Here is an 18830-nt window from a genome sequence, read left to right as displayed (position 1 = left end):
GCAACGTCGCCTCCCTTGCTGCAAGCGCACGCCCTCGGCCATGCCTTTGGCCGCCAGTGCGCGCTCGACGGCGTCTCCTTGCGCATGGACAGCGGCGACACCCTGTGCGTGATCGGCCCTAACGGATCAGGCAAGACCACCTTGTTCAACACGCTGTCCGGTCAATTGCAGCCCCAGCGGGGCCAGGTCCTGTTCCGCGGCATGGCCCTGCGCGGCAGGCGGCCCGACCAGATCGCGCGGCTGGGCCTGGGCCGGAAATTCCAGGTTCCCAGCGTCTTCGGCACGCTCAGCAGCCTGGACAACCTGCTGCTGGCCCGCCGGGCTGCCGGCCTGCCTGCCCGCCCGGCCGACGTGGACACGCTGCTGCGCGACACCGGCCTGGCTGGGCGCGCCCAGGTGCCGGCCGCCGAGCTGTCGCATGGCGAGCGCCAATGGCTGGAGATCGCCATGGTGACCTCGCAGGCGCCTCGCCTGCTGCTCCTGGACGAACCCACCGCCGGCATGACGCAAGCCGAGACGCTGGCCACGGTCGCCCTGATACGAAAGCTGTGCCAGCGCGACGGCATCGCCTGCATCGTGGTCGAACACGACATGCAGTTCGTCGCGGCGCTGGAAAGCAAGGTGATGGTGCTGGCCGATGGCCGGGTCATCGCGCAAGGCGCTTTCGACACGGTCCGGCAATCAGCCGCCGTCCGGCAAGCCTATCTCGGCCATGACGCCTGAGCCCCACGGACTCCGCGTCAGCGGGCTCGGCGCCGGCTATGGCCAGGGCCTGGCAATCGCCGACATCACCTTGCACTGCGCGCCAGGCGAAACGCTGGGCCTGGTGGGCCGCAACGGCGCGGGCAAAACCACCTTGCTGCGCGCACTGGTCGCGCAATTGCCGCGCGACGGCCATGTCCACTACGCCGGCACGTGCCTGGACAGGCTCGCGCCCGAAGCCATTGCCCGGCACGGCATCGCCTACGTGCCGCAAGGACGCGGCCTCTTCGTCGACTTCAGCATCGAGGAAAACCTCATGCTGGCGGCCCACGCCCTGCCTGCCGCCCAGGCCAAGGCCCGCGACCTGCTCACGCCCGCCTACCAGGCCTTTCCCTGGCTGCGCGACCAACGCCGCAGCCGTGCCGGCAGCCTCTCGGGTGGCCAGCAGCAACAGCTGGCCATCGCCCGCGCCCTGGTGGCCCGGCCCGGCCTCATCCTGCTGGACGAACCCCTGGAAGGCATCCAGCCTTCCATCGTCGCCCGCATCGTGCAGGTGCTGAGGAACCTGCGCACCCAGACACGCCCCACTGCCCTGCTGCTGGTCGAACAGAACCTGGAGGTCGTCCGCGCACTGTGCGACCGCGTACTGCTGCTGGAGTCCGGCCGCCTGCGCCAGGCCTGGGACGCACGGGCGCTGCGCGACGACCCCGGCCTGATCGCCCGCCACCTGGCCCTCTGAGAACGCCATGGCCCTTGCCCTCGACCTGAACACCTACGTCGCCCTGTTGGCCCTCGTGTCGCTGGGCCTGGCCATCGTGCTGGGCCTGATGCACGTTATCAACATGGCCCATCCCGAGTTCCTGACCCTGGGTGCCTACGTGGCCGTGCTGACCCAGGCCGCCGGCCTGCCCTTCGTCGCCAGCCTGCCCCTGGCGCTGGCCGCCGCCGCGCTCACCGGCTGCCTGGTGGAAGCCAGCCTGATCCGGCACACCTATGGCCGGGCCGAGGACACCATCCTGGCCACGGCCGGCGTGGCGCTCGTCATGCGCCAGGCGTTCGTCCTGGGCTTTGGCGCCGACGCCTACAGCGTGCAAGCACCGGACACGGGCATGGTCCAACTCATGGGCACTGCCTATCCCAGCTATCGGCTCTGGCTGATCGGCGTCGCCGCGGCCACCCTCGCATTCACCTGGCTGCTGTTCTTCCGCACCCGCGGAGGCTTGGCCGCACGCGCCGTCATGGCCGACCGCGCCACCGCCCGCAGCCTGGGCATCCGGGGCGCGCGCCATGACCGCGCCACGTTCTCGCTGGGCTGCGGACTCGCGGGACTGGCCGGTGCCATGCTTGCGCCCCTGTCTTCCGTGGAGCCCATGCTGGGCAACCTATACGGCGCGCCCGCCTTCCTCTCGGTGCTGGTCGGCGGCATGGCCAGCATCGTCGCCCCGGTGCTGGGCAGCGCAGTGCTGGGCTCGGCCCAGACGCTCAGCGCGGCGTGGGTGTCGCCGGCCTGGGCGCCGGTCATCATGCTCGCGCTTGCCCTGGCATGCGTGCGCCTTTTCCCCGGCGGACTGCTGCGACCGCGCGCACGGCAGGCATGACACGCCCGCAAGCCGACACCACGGCCCCCCTGCTCCTGCTGGCCGCGTTCAGCCTCCTGCCTTTCCTGCTGGAAGACTGGCAACGCGCCGAGCTCACCCGTTACTTCGCCTACATGCTCTTCGCGGCCAGCACGGCATGGGTCTGGGGACACTGCGGACTGCTCTCTTTCGGCCAGGCTGTCTTCTTCGGCATGGGCGCCTATGCCATGGGCCTGGCCAGTTCGGACGCGCATGCCGGCCTGCAAGGCATGGCCGCGCTCGTCACCGGCATGGCAGGCGGCACCCTTGCCGCCGTCCTGCTCGCATTCTGCATCGGACGCGTGTTCCTGTCGGGTCGACAGGCGGCAGGCCCGCATTTCGCCATCGCCACGCTGGCCATCAGCCTGGTCGCGGAACACACCCTCACCAGCTCGCCGCTGCTGGGCGGGGCGAATGGCCTGCTGGGCATCTCGCTGCTGGAATTCGACTGGGCCATCCGCCTGGGACTGCCGCCTGACTGGGTTGCCTACTTCCTGGGGCTGGCCGTGCTGGCCTGCGGCGCGGGCCTGCTGGTTCATGCCGCCCGCCACCCCTGGGGCATCGCGCTGCAGGCCATCCGCACCCATCCGCTGCGGGCCGAGGCACTGGGACTCGACCTGGGACGCGAGCGCCGGCGCGCCTACATGCTGGGCGCGGCCACCGCCGCCGCGGCGGGCGCCTTCTTCGTCACGCAGTTCGGCTTCGCCGCGCCCTCGCTGGCCGGACCGGCGTTCTCCGCCGAGGTCATCATCTGGGTGGCCCTGGGCGGGCGCAAGCACATCGTCACAGCCTGCCTGGGTGCCCTGATCGTGCGCGGCACGGAGACCTGGCTCACCGGTCCCGCCGAAGTCTATCGCCCTCTTCTGCTGGGCCTGGCCTTCATCCTGGTGGTCCTGCGCTATCCGGAAGGCCTGCTCGCCGCAGCAGGCCGACGCCTGGCGCGGCGCGCGGCCGGACAGGGGCCACGCTGAGGCCGCCACCGTTTTCCAACCACCCGGCAATGCACCATGTCCGCCATGTCTCACCAAGATCTGCTCTCAGACCCCAGCCATCCGCCCGCCCCCGGCCTGGCCGACTGGCTCGCCCTCGCCGACGAGCTTGGCGACCGGCTGCGCCTCGACATCACCGAGCGGGAACAGGCCAACGCTTCACCCGCGCCGCAGATCGCCATGCTGCGCGACGCCGGCCTGTTGACGTTGACGATTCCCAGCGCCTGGGGCGGCAAGGGCCAGCCGTGGCACACCGCCGTACAGACCGTGCGCCGCCTGGCGCGCAGCGACGGCGCCATTGCCCAGTTGCTGGGCTATCACTACGCCTGGCTGCGCATCGCCCAGGCCATCGGCGGCGCCAACACCCAGGCCCTGCTCACCCAGACCGCCAGCCAGGGCTGGTTCTGGGCCAGCGCGGGGGCCCCCCGCGCCGGCAGGCTCGTCCTGCATCCCCGTCCCGAGGGCGGCTACCTGGTACAGGGCGAATCCGGGTTTGCCACGGGTGCCGCGGTCGCGGACCGCCTGTTCGTGCGCGGTGTGGACAGCGCCACCCAACGCGTCGTGGTGGTCGCCCTGGACACCCGCCAGGCCGGCGTCGAGCCTGGCGGCGACTGGAATGCCCTGGGACTGCGGCAATCGGCCAGCGACAGCCTGCGGCTGGTCAATGCGGCCGTCGCGGCGCAGGACGTCCTCGGCACATTCCAGACGATTTCCGAGCCGCCGCCGATGGTCTCCACGCTGGGCGTGCTGGCGTTCCAGTCCCTGTTCACGCAACTTCACCTGGGCATGGCCGAAGGCGCCGTCCTCGAAGCAGCGGACTACGTCCGCCAACGCGCCCAGCCTTGGGTGCACGCCCAGGTGGCGCACGCGCAGGAAGACCCACACATCCAGAACGGCTTCGGACAAGCGGTCGCGTCATTGCAGGCAGTGGCCGCGCTGGCCGAGCGCGCGGACGCGGCGGTCAGCTGGCTCTTCGGGCATGCGGAAAGCGCCACGCCCGCCCAACGCGCCGAAGTGGCGGAACTCGTGGCCTGCGCCAAGATCATTTCGGTGCAAGCAGGGCTGGCCGCGGCCAGTGACGTGTTCAACCTGACGGGCGCCCGCGCCACGCGCCGCGCCCAGGGGCTGGACCGCCACTGGCGCGACCTGCGCACCCTGACGCTGCATGACCCGCTGGCCTACAAGCTGAACGAGGTGGGACGTTATTTCCTGGGCGGCGAGGCGCCCGAACCCTCGAACTATCGCTGAGCGGGCAGGCCCGGAAACAGGACACCCCGCACGCGGCGGGGTGTCGGGAACATGGCGCCATGCCCTGCCGAAGGACGTCAGGTTGCCGTGGTCGACCCCACCTGTTTCGGCGCCAGGCGCGGATTGAGCGTGTACCAGCCCGAGACGGACGCCTCGGCCAGCGTCACGTCCTTGACCTCGCGCAGCACGTCCGGGCCCTTGAAGCGGCCGTCCAAGGGCAGCGCGTCCACGCGCAGCGCATACAGCGTGAAGATGTAGCGGTGCACCTTGGCGTCGTTCCAGGGCGGGCACGGACCGTCATAACCGAAATACTCGCCGTTCATGTCGCGGTCGGCGGCAAACAGCGCGGTGTAGTCGTTCAGGCCCTGGCGCGCATCGAGCGGCGCCAGCGGGCCGCCCTTGCCGCGCGGCGTGATGCCGCTGGAAAAAGTGCCTTCCTCGATCTCGCGCAAGTCGGCGGACAGGTTGATGACGGACCAGTGGAAGAACGGCACCCGCGGCAGATCTTCCGCCACTTCGCGCCCCTCCTGGTTCACGTCGTCCAGCAACTTGGGCGCGTCGGGGTCGACGCACACCAGCGCAAAGGAGCGCGTCCCTTCGGGCACGTCGTCCCAGGCCAGGTGCGGGTTGTAGTTGTCCGCCAGCGCCACGCGCGAATGCGGATCGATGCGGGCGAAGGCGTAGCGTTCCGGGATCGCCTCACCTTCGGAAAAGGACAGACTCCTCAGTTTCATGATGTGCTCCTTGGGTCCACCGGGCCCGCGCCTTGTGGCGCGCGAGCCTATCCACGCAAGGTAACACGGGCGAACTTGCGTTTGCCCACCTGGATCACATAGCTGCCCTCGGGCAATTGCAACGATTTGTCTTCCACGCGCGTGCCGTCCACGCGCACCCCGCCCTGCTCGATATTGCGCTGGGCTTCGGTGCCCGACGCGGCCAGGCCGGCTTCGCGCAGCACCTTCAGGATGCCCAGGGGCGCGCCCGCCAGGTTGACCTCGGGAATGTCGTCCGGAATGGCGCCATCGCGAAAGCGCGCCTCGAAGGCAGCCAGCGCGGCCTCGCCCTGGCCCTGGCCATGGAAACGGTCCACGATTTCCTGGGCCAGCAGCACCTTGGCATCGCGCGGATTGCGGCCGCCCTCAGTCTCGGCGCGCAGCGCCGCGATCTCGGCCTCGCTGCGGAAGGACAGCAGCGTGAAGTATTTCCACATCAGCGTGTCGGAAATCGACATGAGCTTGCCGAACATCGATTCGGGCGCTTCCGAGATGCCGATGTAGTTGCCCTTGGACTTGGACATCTTCTCGACGCCGTCCGTGCCCTCCAGCAGCGGCATGGTCAGGATGCACTGCGGCTCCTGGCCGTACTCCTTCTGCAGCTCGCGGCCCACCAGCAGGTTGAACTTCTGGTCGGTGCCGCCCAGTTCCAGGTCGGCGCGCAGCGCGACCGAATCATTGCCCTGCAGCAGCGGGTACAGGAATTCGTGGATGGAGATGGGCGTGCCGCCCTTGTAGCGCTTGGTGAAATCCTCGCGCTCCATCATGCGCGCCACGGTATAGCGCGAGGCCAGCTGGATCAGGCCGCGCGCGCCCAGCGGGTCGCACCACTCGGAGTTGTAGCGGATCTCGGTGCGGGTGGAATCCAGCACCATGCTGGCTTGCGCGTAATAGGTACGGGCGTTTTCCTCGATCTGCTCGCGGGTGAGCGGCGGACGGGTGGAGTTGCGGCCGCTGGGGTCGCCGATGGTGGTCGTGAAGTCACCGATCAGGAAGATGACCGTGTGGCCCAGGTCCTGGAGCTGGCGCATCTTGTTCAGCACCACCGTGTGGCCCAGGTGGATGTCGGGCGCGGTGGGGTCCAGGCCCAGCTTGATGCGCAGCGGCACGCCGGTGCTGCGGCTGCGCGCCAGCTTGCGCGCAAACTCGGACTCGACCAGCAGCTCGTCCACGCCGCGGCGCACGATCTGGAGATCGGCCTGGACTTCGGGGGATTCGATGAGAGCGGCGAGCGTGTCGGTTTGCGGCATGGCAAGAAAAGACCTGAAAAAGCCCCTCAATTGAGGGTGCAAAAATTCGTTAAAAGGTGTTAAAACTGTCGCAATCCCTAAGGGGCGTAGCTAACATTGCAGGTTAGTTTCGGCTGTTGATTCAGCGGGTGAATCATAGTGCAAGCGGCGGTATCGTTCCCGGGCCAGCCCCGGCAGCGTAACCGATACGGGCGACACAGTCCCCCGGCGTGTGCCACCGCAGGCCATGCCGCCCCGCCGGCGCCTGCCACGCGCGCCCGACGCGCGTGACGCCCCTCCGGCGACGCCCGCAGCACGTCTGGCAACACCCCGGCAGTACCTCGACGACACCCGGCAAGACGCATCCGGCAATATATTTCAGGCAAAAGGTTTTACACGATGACGCGTGGGCAGAATGAGACGGAGCGCCTCGGCGCCGCCAAGATTACGGATGCATCCGCGCTCCCCGAACCTGCCCGCCGCCCGTACCGCCGCCTGCGCGTGACCCTGCTGGCCAGCGCCGTGGGCCTGTTTGGCGCCGCCGCCGCGCTGGGCATGGTCCAGCCAAGCTCGCAGGAATCCCTGCCTCCGCTGCGCCAGGTCCAGGACATCATCACGCTGGTGCCGCCCGCGGCCGAGCCCGCCCCTGCCGTCGCGGCCGCTGAAGACGCTCCCTACGTCAACGAAACCCGCATCCGCCGGGGCGACACGCTGGCCGCCGTGCTGGCTCGCCTGAACATCGACGCGCCTGGCCTGCAAGGTTTCCTGACCCACGACACCTCGGCCCGCAGCATCTACAAGCTCTACCCCGGCCGCGCCGTGCAGGCCGCCACCGACGCCGATGGCAAGCTGCGCTGGCTGCGCTACATCCATACCCCGGGCAACGAATCCGACGGCCAGGTGGTCACCCGCCTGCTGCAGGTCGAACCCTCGGGCGACAGCTACAAGGCCGCCGAAGTCACGCACGACACCGACCGCCAGGTGCGCGTCGCCGTCGGCACCATCCGCAACTCGCTCTTCGGCGCCACCGACGCCGCGGGCGTGCCCGACGCCATCACCCTGCAGATGGCCGAGATCCTGGGCAGCAAGATCGACTTCCTGCGCGACCTGCGCCAGGGCGACACCTTCCGCGTGGTCTACGAGGCCCGCATGCACGAAGGCCGTTACGCTGGCGCCGGACGCATGCTGGCCGTGGAATTCATCAACCGCGGCAAGAGCCACTCGGCCGTCTGGTTCAGCCCCGAGAAGCAAGGCGGCAGCTACTACGCCTTCGACGGCACCAGCCTGCGCGGCGCCTTCCTGCGCAACTCGATCAAGTTCACGCGCGTGAGCTCGACCTTCGGCATGCGCATGCACCCCATCCACCAGAAGTGGATCGGCCACAAGGGCGTGGACTACGCCGCGCCGACCGGCACGCCCATCCACGCCACGGCCGACGGCACCATCGATTTCGCCGGCTGGATGAACGGCTACGGCAACACCGTCCGCATCCAGCACCACGGCAAATATTCCACGCTGTACGCCCACGCCAGCCGCCTGGCGCCCGGCATCAGCAAGGGTGACAAGGTTTCGCAAGGCCAGTTGATCGCCTACGTCGGCTCCACCGGCTGGGCCACCGGCCCTCACCTGCACTACGAATTCCGCATCAACGGCACGCCGGTCGACCCGCTGTCGGTCGACCTGCCCGTGGCGCGCGCGCTGGAGCCCAAGGAACTGCAGGCCTTCAAGACGGCCGTGGATCCTTACATGCAGCAGATCGCGTTGCTGGCCAATTTCCAGCAGACCCTGCCCGAGTCGCTGGCCAACGTCGCCAGCCGCTAAACCCGCTTTTCCCTCCGCCATGACTGCCGCGATGGCGCCCGCCCAGGATCTCTACGTCGGCCTGATGTCGGGCACGAGCATGGACGGCATCGACGGGGTGCTGGCGCGCATCGACGCGCAAGGCCGCCCCCAGCGCCTGGCCCACGCCAGTGCGCCGCTGCCGCAGATGCTGCGCGACGAACTCCATGCCCTGAACAGCAGCGGCCCCGATGAACTGCATCGGGCCGCGCTGGCGGCTGTCGCCCTGGCCCACTGTTATGCGGATGTCGTCACCCGCCTGCTCGATGTTGCGGGCGTGCGCCGCCATGAAGTGGCCGCGCTGGGTGCGCACGGCCAGACGCTGCGCCACCAGCCCGGCCAGGGCTACACGCTGCAATTGAACGCGCCCGCCCTGCTGGCGGAACTTACCGGCCTGGGCGTCGTGGCGGACTTCCGCAGCCGCGACGTCGCCGCCGGAGGCCAGGGCGCGCCGCTGGTGCCCGCCTTCCACGCGCGCGTCTTCGCCTCGGACGCCCCGCGCGCGGTGCTGAACCTGGGCGGCATTGCCAACGTCACGCTGCTGACGCCGGGCTCGGACATGCCTGCCGCGGGCTTCGACACCGGCCCCGCCAACATGCTGATGGACCTCTGGTGCCAGCAGCACACCGGCAAGCCCTATGACGAGGACGGCCAGTGGGCGGCGCAGGGCCAGGTGCAGGCCGGCCTGCTGCGCACGCTCATCGACAACGAACCCTGGTTCGCCCTGCCCGCCCCGAAATCCACCGGGCGGGACCTCTTCCATGCCGCGTGGCTGGCGCAACGCCTGCAAGGCATCGACGCCCGGCCCGAGGACGTGCAAGCCACCCTGCGCCAGCTGACCGTGGAAACCGTGGCGCGCGCCCTGGAAAGCCAGCCGCAAGCCGTGGCCGACATGCTGGTCTGTGGCGGCGGCGCCTATAACAAGGGCCTCATGCAGGCCCTGGCCGAACGCCTGGGCTGCCCGGTGAGCGCCACCGACAGCGTGGGCGTGCCCGCCCAGGAAGTGGAGGCATTGGCCTTCGCCTGGCTGGGCTGGGCCCACCTGCACCAGGTGCCCGCAGGCCTGCCCAGCGTCACGGGCGCGCGCGGCGCGCGCGTGCTGGGCGCGCACTACCCCGCCTGAGCCTCATTCCCTTCTCTTCGCCACGCCGGAAACGACAAGGGCCTGCCCTGAGGCAAGCCCTTGCTTGTGCGCCAGGGGCCACGCAAGCGTGGCGTCACTGGCCGCCTGGCGCGAAAACGCGCGAGACGCCTAGACCGAGAACGACGACCCGCAACCGCAGGTCGTGGAGGCGTTCGGGTTGCGGATGACGAACTGCGCGCCTTCCAGGTCTTCCTTGTAGTCGATCTCGGCGCCAACCAGGTACTGGAAGCTCATCGGATCGACCAGCAGGGCCACGCCGGCCTTTTCCAGCACGGTGTCATCTTCGTTGGTTTCTTCATCGAAGGTGAAGCCGTACTGGAAGCCGGAACAGCCGCCGCCTTGCACGAACACGCGCAGCTTGAGGTTGGGATTGCCTTCCTCGGCCAGCAGGTCCTTGACCTTGGCCGCGGCGGAATCGGTGAAGACGAGGGGCGTGGGGGGCGCCTGCAGATCGGTGCTTTCGGTGAGGGCGTTCATATTCTCTGACTCCTGGCGGCGGGCAACGGCGCCAACCGCGGATGGCATCGCAAGCGGGGCGCGGGAGCGTTCAGGCTTGCGGATGATGGCCGCGCTAGCATGCTGCTTGCGGCCCTAGGGTTACCACTATAGCGCAGGCTTGATGCGCCTCAAAACTCCAACTCGACGTTGCGCGTGGCCCGCACCGTGTCGCCGTCCAGGACGCGGATGGTGACGGATTCGGGGACGAAACCGCCCGGCACCGCCAGAACGCCCTGGCTACGCACATATTGATCGAAATTGAGCCTCAGCATTTCCTTACCCGCGTCGGTCGAAGGGGCAACGCTGCCGTCGGCGCGCACCTGCAGCGGCTGCAATTCGAGCGTGACGGGCTTGCCGCGCTGGGATCCCGTGGCCATGAATTGCAAACTGCCCACGAAGCCGCCGCTGTCGGCGCCATTGCGCATTAACAACACGCGGTAACGCAGGCCCGGCCCCTGGCGGCTGAACTCGGCCCCGCGGATGTCCAATGCGCCCTTCTGGCCCGGCGGCAGCAGCTGCTCATAGAACGCCAGTTGGTCGCGCACGCGGCCCAGCTCGGTCTGCTGCCCCAGCAACTGGGTTTCCAGCTCCTTGCGGGCGGCGCGCTCGACGGCGATCTCGCCATCGGAGGAATCGAGCTGCGCGCGCAGGAAGCGGATCTCGGCCTCGCGCTGGGCCACGCTGGCGCGCAAGGCGGTGAGCTGCTCCTTGGAGATGGCAGCGCGATCCTGGTCCAGATACAGGGCGGCGGCCCGGTATCCGGCCGCCGCGCCCACGCCCAGGGCGAGCAGGACGACCAAGAGCCACAGCAGGTGACGGACCCGGCCCGCGGACGCCTGCGCGGCGGGCGACGGCGTGGCCGGCTGGGCGGAGGGCGTGGACACCTCCGGCTCGGAAGACTTCATGGTGACGCGGGAATCCCTGAAAACGGCAGACCCAGGACAGACCCTGCCGGGTGACGGAGGTTCCCCCCGCCCCGGCGGCGATGGCTGGCCCTGCCGGCTGCCCTGGAATCAGGGCAGGATGGCGACCTGGTCGAGGCCGGCGGTTTCGGGCAGGCCGAACATGAGGTTCATGTTCTGCACGGCCTGGCCGGACGCGCCCTTGACCAGGTTGTCCTGCACCACCAGCACGATCAGCTGGTCGCCGTTGCCCGGACGCTGGACGGCGATGCGCAGGGTGTTGGACGCACGCACCGAGCGTGTCTCGGGCAGCGCGCCGGCAGGCAGCACGTCCACGAAAGGATCGTTGGCGTAACGGGCCTCGAACAGCGCCTGGAAGTCGGTGTCCATGGCGTCGGGCAGGATGCGGGCATAAAGGGTGGAGAACATGCCCCGGATCATCGGCACCAGGTGCGGCACGAACACCAGGCCCACCGGGCCGCCGTTCAGGCGCGCCAGCTGCTCGGAGATTTCCGGGTGATGGCGGTGGCCCGCCACGCCGTAGGCCTTGAAGTTGTCGCTGGCTTCCGAGAACAGGGTATGGACCTCGGCCTTGCGGCCGGCGCCCGTGACGCCCGACTTGCAGTCGGCGATGATGTGGCGCGTGTCGATGCGGGCGCCGCCCTCGAGCACGGGGGCCAGGCCCAGCAGCACCGTGGTGGGATAGCAGCCGGGGTTGCCGATGACGCGCGCGCGAGAGATGCCGGCGCGATCCAGTTCCACCAGGCCGTAGACGGCCTCTTCCAGCACGTCGGGGCAGGCGTGGTCGATCTTGTACCACTTCTGGAAAGTGGGGATGTCCTTCAGGCGGAAGTCGGCCGCCAGGTCGATGACGCGCACGCCGGCATCCAACAGTTCGCGCGCCTGGGCCATGGCCACGCCGTGCGGCGTGGCGAAGAACACCACGTCGCAACCCGACAGCGGCGCCTTGTCCGGCGAGGAGAACGCCAGGTCGACGCGGCCGCGCAGGTTGGGATACATCTCGGCCACCGGCATGCCGTCTTCCTTGCGCGAGGTGATCGCGGTCAGTTCCACGTGCGGGTGCTGGGAGAGCAGGCGCAGCAGTTCGACGCCGGTGTAACCGGTGCCGCCGACGATGCCGACTTTGATGCGGGATTGGGGGGTCGAGGCCATGTGCGTTTTCCTATGCGACGGACGACGATATTAACGCGTCCCGGCATGACAGCCGTGCGCGTGGGGAGCAGGAAACCGCCTTGCGGCGCCAGGCCTGCACCCGCGCGCGGAATGGAAAAAAGGCCGCTTGCGCGGCCTTTTTTTCGTACAGCAGACGGGATTAGCGCTTGCTGAACTGCTTGCGACGACGCGCCTTGTGGAAGCCGACCTTCTTACGTTCGACTTCACGGGCATCGCGCGTCACGAAGCCAGCCTTGGACAGCGTGGGCTTCAACGCGGCGTCGTAGTCGATCAGCGCACGGGTGATGCCGTGGCGGACCGCGCCGGCCTGGCCGCTTTCGCCGCCGCCATGCACGTTCACGTGGAAGTCGAACGACTCCAGGTGGCCGGTCAGCTCGAGCGGCTGACGCACGACCATGCGGCCCGTTTCGCGAGCGAAGTATTCATCAACAGGCTTGCCGTTGACGACGATCTTGCCCGTGCCCTTCTTGAGGAACACGCGCGCCACCGAAGTCTTGCGGCGGCCGGTTCCGTAGTTCCAGTTACCGATCATGATGGGCCTTCCTTAGAAATCCAGCGGCTGGGGCTGCTGGGCGGTGTGCGGGTGCTCGGCACCGGCGTACACCTTGAGTTTCTTGATCATGGCGTAGCCCAGGGGACCCTTGGGCAGCATGCCCTTGACAGCCTTCTGGATGGCGCGGCCGGGGAAGCGCTGTTGCAGCTTCTCGAAGTTGGTCTCGCGGATACCGCCCGGGTAGGTGGTGTGGCGGAAGTACTTCTTGTCTTGCGCCTTGGTTCCGGTGACGACGATATCGGCAGCGTTGATGATGACGATGTAGTCGCCCGTATCCACGTGGGGCGTGAATTCAGGTTTGTGCTTACCGCGCAGACGGCGTGCGACTTCGCTGGCCACACGACCGAGGACTTTGCCCTTGGCGTCGATCACAAACCAGTCACGCTTGACTTCATGCGGCTTGGCCACAAAGGTCTTCATGATGGTTCCTAAGAATAAATATGGATTTGTGCCATCCGCCCAAAAAGGGACAGGCTGGCGGTTTCACCACCGGGTTGCTGAAATGCTGCGTGTGCTTTTGGGTGCGTCTCTGGGTGAGCCGAGAGGCTCTGAAACGCAAATTGCCGCACTTACCGCATATCTACCTGGCGGCGCTACCGTGGGAAGGTTCGTGGCCTGAAGCGTTAGAAATTTCGCCCGTGCACCTGACACCTTTTCCAAGGTAAGCCGGTGATTCTAGCACAGAACAACTTTCTGTAAACCTGTCAAGGCCTTAGCCCGCCATCCCGGACAAGCCGGCATGGCGGGGGCGCAACAGGGCGGCAAGCGGTAGCCCCCTGCGGACAGGCTCAGGCGCCCGCCACCGCCATCCGTTCGATCAGGATGGAACCGGTGCATTTGGTGCCACGGCAGATCTCGTCGGCGCCGATGGCCACGATCTGCCGGAACATCTCGGCCAGGTTGCCCGCGATGGTGACTTCCTGCACGGCGTGCTGGATTTCGCCATTGACGACCCAATAGCCGAAAGCGCCGCGGGAATAGTCGCCCGTGACGTAGTTCACCCCCTGCCCGATGAGCTCGGTCACCAGGAAACCCGTGCCCAGCTTGCGCAGCATGGCGCGGAAGTCGTCATCGGGACGCGTCAGGCGCGAGCGCAGCGTCAGGTTGTGCGAGCCGCCCGCGTTGCCCGTGGACACCATGCCCAGCTTGCGGGCGGTGTAGCTGGACAGGAAGTAGCCCTGCAGCACGCCGGCCTCGACCACCTTGCGGGCCTGGGTGCGCACCCCCTCGTCGTCGAAGGGCGAACTGCCCATCGCGCCGGGCACGAAAGGATCCTCGGCCACGTCCAGGTGATCGGCCAGCACGGGCTTGCCCAGCGCATCGACCAGGAAGCTGGCCTTGCGGTACAGCGCCCCGCCGCTGGTGGCCTGCGTCAGCGCGCCCAGCAGGCCGAGGGCCAGCGGCGCTTCGAACAGCACCGGAAACTTGCCCGTCTTGATACGGCGGGCCGACAGGCGCGACAGCGCGCGCTCCGCGGCATAGCGGCCCACGGCCTCGGGGTCGGCCAGCTTGCTGGCGTCGCGGTCGCTGGTGTACCAGTAGTCGCGCTGCATGTGCGCGCCGCGTCCGGCGATGGGCGCGGCCGACAGGCTGTGGCGCGAATAGGGGTAGCCCGCCAGGAAGCCGCGCGTGTTGCCCAGCACGAAGTGGCCTTCGTAGGTGCTGACGCTGGCGCCATCGGTGTTGGTGATGCGCGCGTCGGTGTCGGCCGCGGCACGTTCGGCGCGCAGGGCCAGCCTGGCGGCCTCTTCCGCGGAGATCGTCCAGGGATAGTGCAGCGACAGGTCCTGGGGTTCCTGCACCAGCAGGTCGGCGTCGGGCAGGCCGGCCACCGGGTCTTCCGCGGTGTAGCGGGCGATGTGCCAGGCAGCCTCGACGGTTTCCCGCAAGGCAGCCTCGGAGAAATCGGAGGTGGAGGCCGAGCCGCGCCGCTGGCCGGCATAGACCGTCACGTCCAGCGAACGGTCGCGGGTCTGCTCGACCGTCTCGACGTCCTTTTTGCGCACTGTGACCGCCAGACCCTGGCTTTCCGACACCTCGGCGGCGGCATCGCTTGCGCCCAGCGTACGCGCGTGGTCCAGCGCCTGCTGCACGAGTTCGCGGAAACGCGCCTGGTTGGCCTGGATGGGAAGGGAGTGTTGAGCGTTTGCCATGGCTGTCCGTTGCGGTGAGACGGGTATCATAGCCAAGTCGCCGGACCGCGCGCGAACCGCGCCCCGCCCGGGCGGTTCCGGCCCGTCCCGCCTGCCGTCCTGTCTCCGGGCCCGCGTCCAGCCCCTGTTCCGGCCTTTTTTTGGCCTTTTTTTGGGGCCCTTTCCCGGCCCGTTTATTTCCGCCCGCCACCGCCAGGCTCCTCCACGCCATGCACGCCCATTCCGATACCCCCGACCACGACGACGCGTACGACGATTTCGACGACCGACCCAGCAAATCGCAGGTCAAGCGCGACATGCACGCCCTGCTCGACCTGGGCAAGGAGCTGATCGACCTGCCGGTCGACCGCCTGAAGCAGTTGCCGCTGTCCGAGCGCCTGTACCAGGAAATCCGCGAAGCCCAACGCATCACCAGCCACGGCGGCCGCCGCCGCCAGGTGCACTTCGTCGGCAAGCTGATGCGCGACGCGCCCGCCGACGAGATCCGCCAGCAACTGCACGACTGGGCCAAGGGCTCGCGCGAGCAGACCGCCCACATGCACCGCCTGGAAACCCTGCGCGACAGGCTGCTGGCCGATGACGACGCCCTGACCGGGCTGCTGGCCGACCATCCGGGCGCCGACATCCAGCGCCTGCGCACCCTGATCCGCGAAGGCCGCAAGGAAGCCGCCGCCAACGCCGCCCTGACGCAGGGCCGCGAGCCGCAGCGCAAGCATTACCGCGCGCTCTTCCAGGAGCTGAAGGGCATGATCCCGGCGCCCTGACCCGCCTCCTTTCTTTCACCCGCGACACGAGCCTCACACCATGACCTCCGCCCTGCTGGACACCATCGAACGCGAAACCGGCACGACTCCCACCCATGCTGTCATCTGGCTGCACGGCCTGGGCGCCGACGGCAACGACTTCGTGCCGATCGTGCCCGAGCTGGGCCTGGACGCCACGCCGGCCGTGCGCTTCGTGTTCCCCAATGCGCCGGTGCAGCCCGTCACCATCAACGGCGGCATGGCCATGCGTTCCTGGTACGACATCCGCGTGGTGGACCTGTCACGCCAGGAAGACGGCGCAGGCATCGCGCTGTCGGCGCAGGCCGTCCAGGCCCTGATCGCCCGCGAGAACGCGCGCGGCATTCCCACGCGGAACATCGTGCTGGCGGGCTTCTCGCAAGGTTGCGCGATGACGCTGCACACGGGCCTGCGCCATCCGGAAAAACTGGCCGGCCTGGTCGGCCTGTCGGGCTACCTGCCGCTCATCGACACCGCGGCGGGCGAACGCCACACCGCCAACAGCACCACCCCCATCTTCCTGGCCCATGGCCTGCACGACCCCGTCGTGCCGCTGGCGCGCGCCGAGGCCTCGCGCACGGCGCTGGAACAATTGGGCTATTCGGTGCAATGGCACACGTATCCGATGCCGCACTCGGTCTGCATGCCCGAAGTGCAGGACATCGCGGCCTTCCTCAAGCAGGTCCTGAAGTAAGCGCCTGACACCGCGGGCATCGCACCCACGGACTACTAGGCCGGCGGCGGCCCCGCCGTCGCCAGGTCCAGCCAGACCCGGCGCATCTGCGGATCTTCCTCGTCGACGTCGTTGACGAAACCCAGCCGCGTCATCAGCGCCAGCATTGGCCGGTTGTTGGCCAGCACCAGGCCGTCGATGTATTCCAGGCGCTGCTCGCGCGCGGCCTCGATCAGCACCGACATCAGGTCGAAGCCCAGGCGGCGGCGCTGCCAGTCATCGCCGATGACCAGGGCGTATTCCGCGCCCCGCCCATCCGGATTGCGCAGATAGTGCGCCAGCCCGATGATGATTTCGCGCGGATGGCCGCGATGCTCCGGGTTGGGCACCTGCGTGGTCGCCACCAGCGCCAGCTCGCGGTGATAGTCCACCTGCGTGTAGCGCGCCAGCATGCGCGGGGTGAGTTCGCGCATCATCGACACGAAACGCATGTAGCGCGTGCGCTCGGACAACCCGCGCGTGAATGCCTGCAGGGCCTCCGCATCCTCGGGCCGGATCGGCCGCACCACCCACGGCGTGCCATCCGCGAAGGCGCGCGCCTGCACCCAGCGCGTGGGATAGGGATGGATGGCCATGTGCGGATAGCCATGCGCCTGCGGGGAATCGCAGGCCGCCTGTTCGCGCAGCACCATGCACACGCCGCCCGCGGTCAGCGCGCTGTCGCCTACATGCAGCGGGTCCAGCGCCAGCGTCTCGACGTCGGGCAGCTCGGTGACCAGGTCGGACACCTGCTCCAGCACGCCGCGCAAGGCGTCCAGCGCGGCGGGCGTGGCGCTGCCCGACAGCACGCGGCGCCAGAGGCGGCTGCGCTCGATCAGCTGGCGTGCCAGGAAGGCATTGAGCGGCGGCAGGTCCATGCCCCGATCGGACACGTCCAGCACGCCCGCCGGACCGCCCACGCCCAGGCGCAGCACGGGCCCGAAACGTGCGCCGGTCTCCACGCGGATGGCGGCCGGCACGGCCAGCGCGTCGTCGGGGGGCGACGCGTCGGGCTCGGCGATGCGCACCGGCACGTCGAAGGCGCGCAGCAGGGCCTCGCACTCGTCCTGGTTCAGTTCACGGCGGCCCGCCGCGCGCGCGGCGGCCACGATGGCGCGTGCCTGGCCCAGATCGGGCGGACGGCCGGGCGGCTCGGGCGGCTGGGTCTGCAGCAGCAGCTGCTGGTTGTAGTGGTGCGTGGCCAGCACGCCGAAGGCGTCCGCCGCCGACTCGGGCGTGCGGAAGGCGGGCGTGCCGGCGTCGTCCAGGCGCCGGCGCAGGGGCCGCATGCCGGCATCGCCCATGAAGCAGGTGATCACCGGCTTGCGCGCCTTGGGCGCCAGCTCGGCCAATTGCGTGGCCACGGCGGGAATGTCGGAACGCGCATCAGGCGCCAGCAGCACCAGCACGCCGTCGACGTTGGCGTCTTCCTGCAGCGCGTCCACCACCGCCTTGGTGCGAGCGGGCGTGAGCGGCAGGTAGGTGATGACGGGATTGGACGGCGTGACACCCGGCTCCAGGACCTCGCCCAGCGCCCGCAGGGTGGGCGGCGTCAGCTCGGCGCGCACCGTGGGCGCGTTCGGGCCCATCAGGTCCAGGGCCAGCTGGGGCGGCCCGCTGCCGTTGGAGACCAGGGCGATGCGCCGCCCGCGCGGCCGGCGCGCATAGCCCAGCACCTTCAGGGCCGAGAAGAGCTGTACGAAATACCGCACGCGGACCGCGCCGGCGCGGCCCAGCGCGGCGTCGAACATGGCGTCGGCCAGGCTGGAGTCCAGCGCGCGGCCGGCCTTCAGCACGACCACCGGCTTGACGCTGGCGGCCGCGCGCAGCGCGCTCATGAACTCGCGGGCGAAACCGACCTCTTCCACATAGAGCGCGATGCTGTCGGTGCGCGGGTCGCTGGCCAGGTAGTCCAGCACCTGCGGCAGGCCCAGGACCGCCTCGTCGCCCAGGGCCAGCGCCGTGGAGAAGCCGATCTGCACATCCTCGGCCCAGTCCATCACCGAGGCCATGATGGCGCGCGACTGCGCCACCAGCGCCACCTTGCCGCTGCGCGCCAGCAGCGGATGCTGGCTCAGATTCAGCCCCGCGTGCGGACGCTGCACGCCGAAGGAGTTCGGCCCCAGCAGGGCGCATTTGTGCGCCAGCGCCCAGTCGCGGCACAGCGCGCTGCTTGCAGCGGGGTCGGGATCCGCCTCGTCGTGCGGCAGGAAGATGGCGCCGGCGGGCCGCCACGCAGCCAGCCACGCCAGGGTCCGCGGCAGCAGACGGGGCGCCACGCAGACCAGCGCCAGGTCCGGCCGGCCCTGGCCCACTTCCGGCGACGGCCCGCTGGGCGCCTCGCCCGGCGCGCAATCGGCCAGCACCAGCTTCTCGCGCAAGGCGGGCGGCAGGGAGTGCAGGACGGGCAGGGGACGATCGGCGGCCACCAGCAGTGTGCGCGGCTCGAACAGCGGGGCGAGGGCGTGACGCAGCATGAGGGAGGGTTCAGTCCAG

General features: G+C 69.1%; 18 protein-coding genes. 9 read left to right on the top strand and 9 right to left on the bottom strand.

Annotation, left to right across the window (positions count from 1 at the left end; genetic code table 11):
* Positions 1 to 15: 15 nt before the first annotated feature.
* From ODI_RS03555 to ODI_RS03535, 5 genes are read left to right on the top strand one after another with little or no spacing between them, the layout of a single operon-like run.
* A complete protein-coding gene (locus ODI_RS03555) occupies positions 16 to 723 on the top strand; it encodes an ABC transporter ATP-binding protein (RefSeq protein WP_067749599.1) in 708 nt (235 codons plus the stop codon).
* Positions 713 to 1441: an ABC transporter ATP-binding protein gene (locus ODI_RS03550; protein WP_067749597.1), complete on the top strand. Its 729-nt coding sequence runs from the start codon at positions 713 to 715 to the stop codon at positions 1439 to 1441. Before ODI_RS03555 ends, ODI_RS03550 begins: the two co-directional genes overlap by 11 nt.
* A gap of 7 nt (positions 1442 to 1448) precedes the next feature.
* The gene (locus tag ODI_RS03545; RefSeq protein WP_067749596.1) at positions 1449 to 2300 is read left to right on the top strand and encodes a branched-chain amino acid ABC transporter permease; all 852 of its coding nucleotides are present in this window, start codon (positions 1449 to 1451) and stop codon (positions 2298 to 2300) included.
* Positions 2297 to 3289 (top strand): branched-chain amino acid ABC transporter permease, encoded by a 993-nt coding sequence (locus ODI_RS03540; protein WP_067749594.1) that lies wholly within the window; start codon positions 2297 to 2299, stop codon positions 3287 to 3289. The genes ODI_RS03545 and ODI_RS03540 overlap by 4 nt, the downstream gene beginning before the upstream one ends.
* A 45-nt stretch (positions 3290 to 3334) precedes the next feature.
* Positions 3335 to 4555, top strand: a complete 1221-nt coding sequence (locus ODI_RS03535; protein ID WP_157929707.1) for an acyl-CoA dehydrogenase family protein — start codon at positions 3335 to 3337, stop codon at positions 4553 to 4555.
* Positions 4556 to 4632: 77 nt separating this feature from the next.
* Here the strand turns inward: ODI_RS03535 and ODI_RS03530 are convergent, their stop codons facing one another.
* Together ODI_RS03530 and tyrS are read right to left on the bottom strand one after the other, a co-directional pair.
* Entirely contained in the window at positions 4633 to 5289 is a 657-nt protein-coding gene (locus ODI_RS03530) for a YbhB/YbcL family Raf kinase inhibitor-like protein (RefSeq protein ID WP_067749590.1), read from the bottom strand.
* Between the two features lie 47 nt (positions 5290 to 5336).
* A complete protein-coding gene (gene tyrS, locus ODI_RS03525; RefSeq protein WP_067749588.1) occupies positions 5337 to 6578 on the bottom strand; it encodes a tyrosine--tRNA ligase in 1242 nt (413 codons plus the stop codon).
* Positions 6579 to 6956: 378 nt separating this feature from the next.
* On the opposite strand from tyrS, the gene ODI_RS03520 reads away from it, so the two are divergent.
* Both ODI_RS03520 and ODI_RS03515 read left to right on the top strand, forming a co-directional pair.
* Positions 6957 to 8378, top strand: coding sequence for a M23 family metallopeptidase (locus ODI_RS03520; RefSeq protein WP_067749586.1), 1422 nt, complete (start codon positions 6957 to 6959; stop codon positions 8376 to 8378).
* A 19-nt stretch (positions 8379 to 8397) separates the two neighbouring features.
* Entirely contained in the window at positions 8398 to 9519 is a 1122-nt protein-coding gene (locus tag ODI_RS03515) for an anhydro-N-acetylmuramic acid kinase (protein ID WP_067749584.1), read from the top strand.
* A 129-nt stretch (positions 9520 to 9648) separates the two neighbouring features.
* Here the strand turns inward: ODI_RS03515 and erpA are convergent, their stop codons facing one another.
* The 6 genes from erpA to pmbA all read right to left on the bottom strand — a co-directional run bounded on the left by erpA (position 9649) and on the right by pmbA (position 14840).
* Positions 9649 to 10017, bottom strand: coding sequence for an iron-sulfur cluster insertion protein ErpA (gene erpA / locus ODI_RS03510; protein WP_067749582.1), 369 nt, complete (start codon positions 10015 to 10017; stop codon positions 9649 to 9651).
* Positions 10018 to 10166: 149 nt separating this feature from the next.
* Positions 10167 to 10943: a DUF6776 family protein gene (locus ODI_RS03505; RefSeq protein ID WP_231968186.1), complete on the bottom strand. Its 777-nt coding sequence runs from the start codon at positions 10941 to 10943 to the stop codon at positions 10167 to 10169.
* Between the two features lie 108 nt (positions 10944 to 11051).
* On the bottom strand, positions 11052 to 12113 hold the full coding sequence (gene argC, locus ODI_RS03500) for an N-acetyl-gamma-glutamyl-phosphate reductase (protein ID WP_067749581.1): 1062 nt from the start codon (positions 12111 to 12113) through the stop codon (positions 11052 to 11054).
* Between the two features lie 160 nt (positions 12114 to 12273).
* On the bottom strand, positions 12274 to 12666 hold the full coding sequence (rpsI, locus tag ODI_RS03495; RefSeq protein WP_067749579.1) for a 30S ribosomal protein S9: 393 nt from the start codon (positions 12664 to 12666) through the stop codon (positions 12274 to 12276).
* 12 nt (positions 12667 to 12678) lie between these two features.
* A complete protein-coding gene (rplM, locus tag ODI_RS03490) occupies positions 12679 to 13107 on the bottom strand; it encodes a 50S ribosomal protein L13 (protein WP_067749577.1) in 429 nt (142 codons plus the stop codon).
* A gap of 368 nt (positions 13108 to 13475) precedes the next feature.
* Positions 13476 to 14840: a metalloprotease PmbA gene (gene pmbA, locus ODI_RS03485; protein WP_067749575.1), complete on the bottom strand. Its 1365-nt coding sequence runs from the start codon at positions 14838 to 14840 to the stop codon at positions 13476 to 13478.
* A 209-nt stretch (positions 14841 to 15049) separates the two neighbouring features.
* On the opposite strand from pmbA, the gene yjgA reads away from it, so the two are divergent.
* Both yjgA and ODI_RS03475 read left to right on the top strand, forming a co-directional pair.
* Complete coding sequence (gene yjgA, locus ODI_RS03480) at positions 15050 to 15604, top strand: ribosome biogenesis factor YjgA (RefSeq protein ID WP_067749573.1); 555 nt, start codon at positions 15050 to 15052, stop codon at positions 15602 to 15604.
* Positions 15605 to 15644: 40 nt separating this feature from the next.
* Positions 15645 to 16316, top strand: a complete 672-nt coding sequence (locus tag ODI_RS03475) for an alpha/beta hydrolase (protein WP_067749571.1) — start codon at positions 15645 to 15647, stop codon at positions 16314 to 16316.
* A gap of 35 nt (positions 16317 to 16351) precedes the next feature.
* On the opposite strand, the gene ODI_RS03470 is transcribed toward ODI_RS03475, so the two are convergent.
* Entirely contained in the window at positions 16352 to 18811 is a 2460-nt protein-coding gene (locus ODI_RS03470) for a bifunctional acetate--CoA ligase family protein/GNAT family N-acetyltransferase (RefSeq protein WP_067749570.1), read from the bottom strand.
* Between the last annotated feature and the right edge of the window lie 19 nt (positions 18812 to 18830).

Source organism: Orrella dioscoreae (genome assembly GCF_900089455.2).
Taxonomy (GTDB): Bacteria; Pseudomonadota; Gammaproteobacteria; order Burkholderiales; family Burkholderiaceae_B; genus Orrella; species Orrella dioscoreae.
The sequence above is the reverse complement of the archived record's forward strand: the minus strand, read 5'-3'. Positions and strand labels throughout refer to the sequence as shown.

Coding starts and splice junctions, on each gene's coding strand:
- erpA (WP_067749582.1), bottom strand. CDS start 10,017: ATGAACGCCCTCACCGAAAGCACCGATCTGCAGGCGCCCCCCACGCCC.
- yjgA (WP_067749573.1), top strand. CDS start 15,050: ATGCACGCCCATTCCGATACCCCCGACCACGACGACGCGTACGACGAT.
- ODI_RS03530 (WP_067749590.1), bottom strand. CDS start 5,289: ATGAAACTGAGGAGTCTGTCCTTTTCCGAAGGTGAGGCGATCCCGGAA.
- ODI_RS03475 (WP_067749571.1), top strand. CDS start 15,645: ATGACCTCCGCCCTGCTGGACACCATCGAACGCGAAACCGGCACGACT.
- ODI_RS03550 (WP_067749597.1), top strand. CDS start 713: ATGACGCCTGAGCCCCACGGACTCCGCGTCAGCGGGCTCGGCGCCGGC.
- tyrS (WP_067749588.1), bottom strand. CDS start 6,578: ATGCCGCAAACCGACACGCTCGCCGCTCTCATCGAATCCCCCGAAGTC.
- pmbA (WP_067749575.1), bottom strand. CDS start 14,840: ATGGCAAACGCTCAACACTCCCTTCCCATCCAGGCCAACCAGGCGCGT.
- rplM (WP_067749577.1), bottom strand. CDS start 13,107: ATGAAGACCTTTGTGGCCAAGCCGCATGAAGTCAAGCGTGACTGGTTT.
- ODI_RS03470 (WP_067749570.1), bottom strand. CDS start 18,811: ATGCTGCGTCACGCCCTCGCCCCGCTGTTCGAGCCGCGCACACTGCTG.
- ODI_RS03505 (WP_231968186.1), bottom strand. CDS start 10,943: ATGAAGTCTTCCGAGCCGGAGGTGTCCACGCCCTCCGCCCAGCCGGCC.
- ODI_RS03545 (WP_067749596.1), top strand. CDS start 1,449: ATGGCCCTTGCCCTCGACCTGAACACCTACGTCGCCCTGTTGGCCCTC.
- argC (WP_067749581.1), bottom strand. CDS start 12,113: ATGGCCTCGACCCCCCAATCCCGCATCAAAGTCGGCATCGTCGGCGGC.
- ODI_RS03540 (WP_067749594.1), top strand. CDS start 2,297: ATGACACGCCCGCAAGCCGACACCACGGCCCCCCTGCTCCTGCTGGCC.
- ODI_RS03535 (WP_157929707.1), top strand. CDS start 3,335: ATGTCTCACCAAGATCTGCTCTCAGACCCCAGCCATCCGCCCGCCCCC.
- ODI_RS03515 (WP_067749584.1), top strand. CDS start 8,398: ATGACTGCCGCGATGGCGCCCGCCCAGGATCTCTACGTCGGCCTGATG.
- ODI_RS03520 (WP_067749586.1), top strand. CDS start 6,957: ATGACGCGTGGGCAGAATGAGACGGAGCGCCTCGGCGCCGCCAAGATT.
- rpsI (WP_067749579.1), bottom strand. CDS start 12,666: ATGATCGGTAACTGGAACTACGGAACCGGCCGCCGCAAGACTTCGGTG.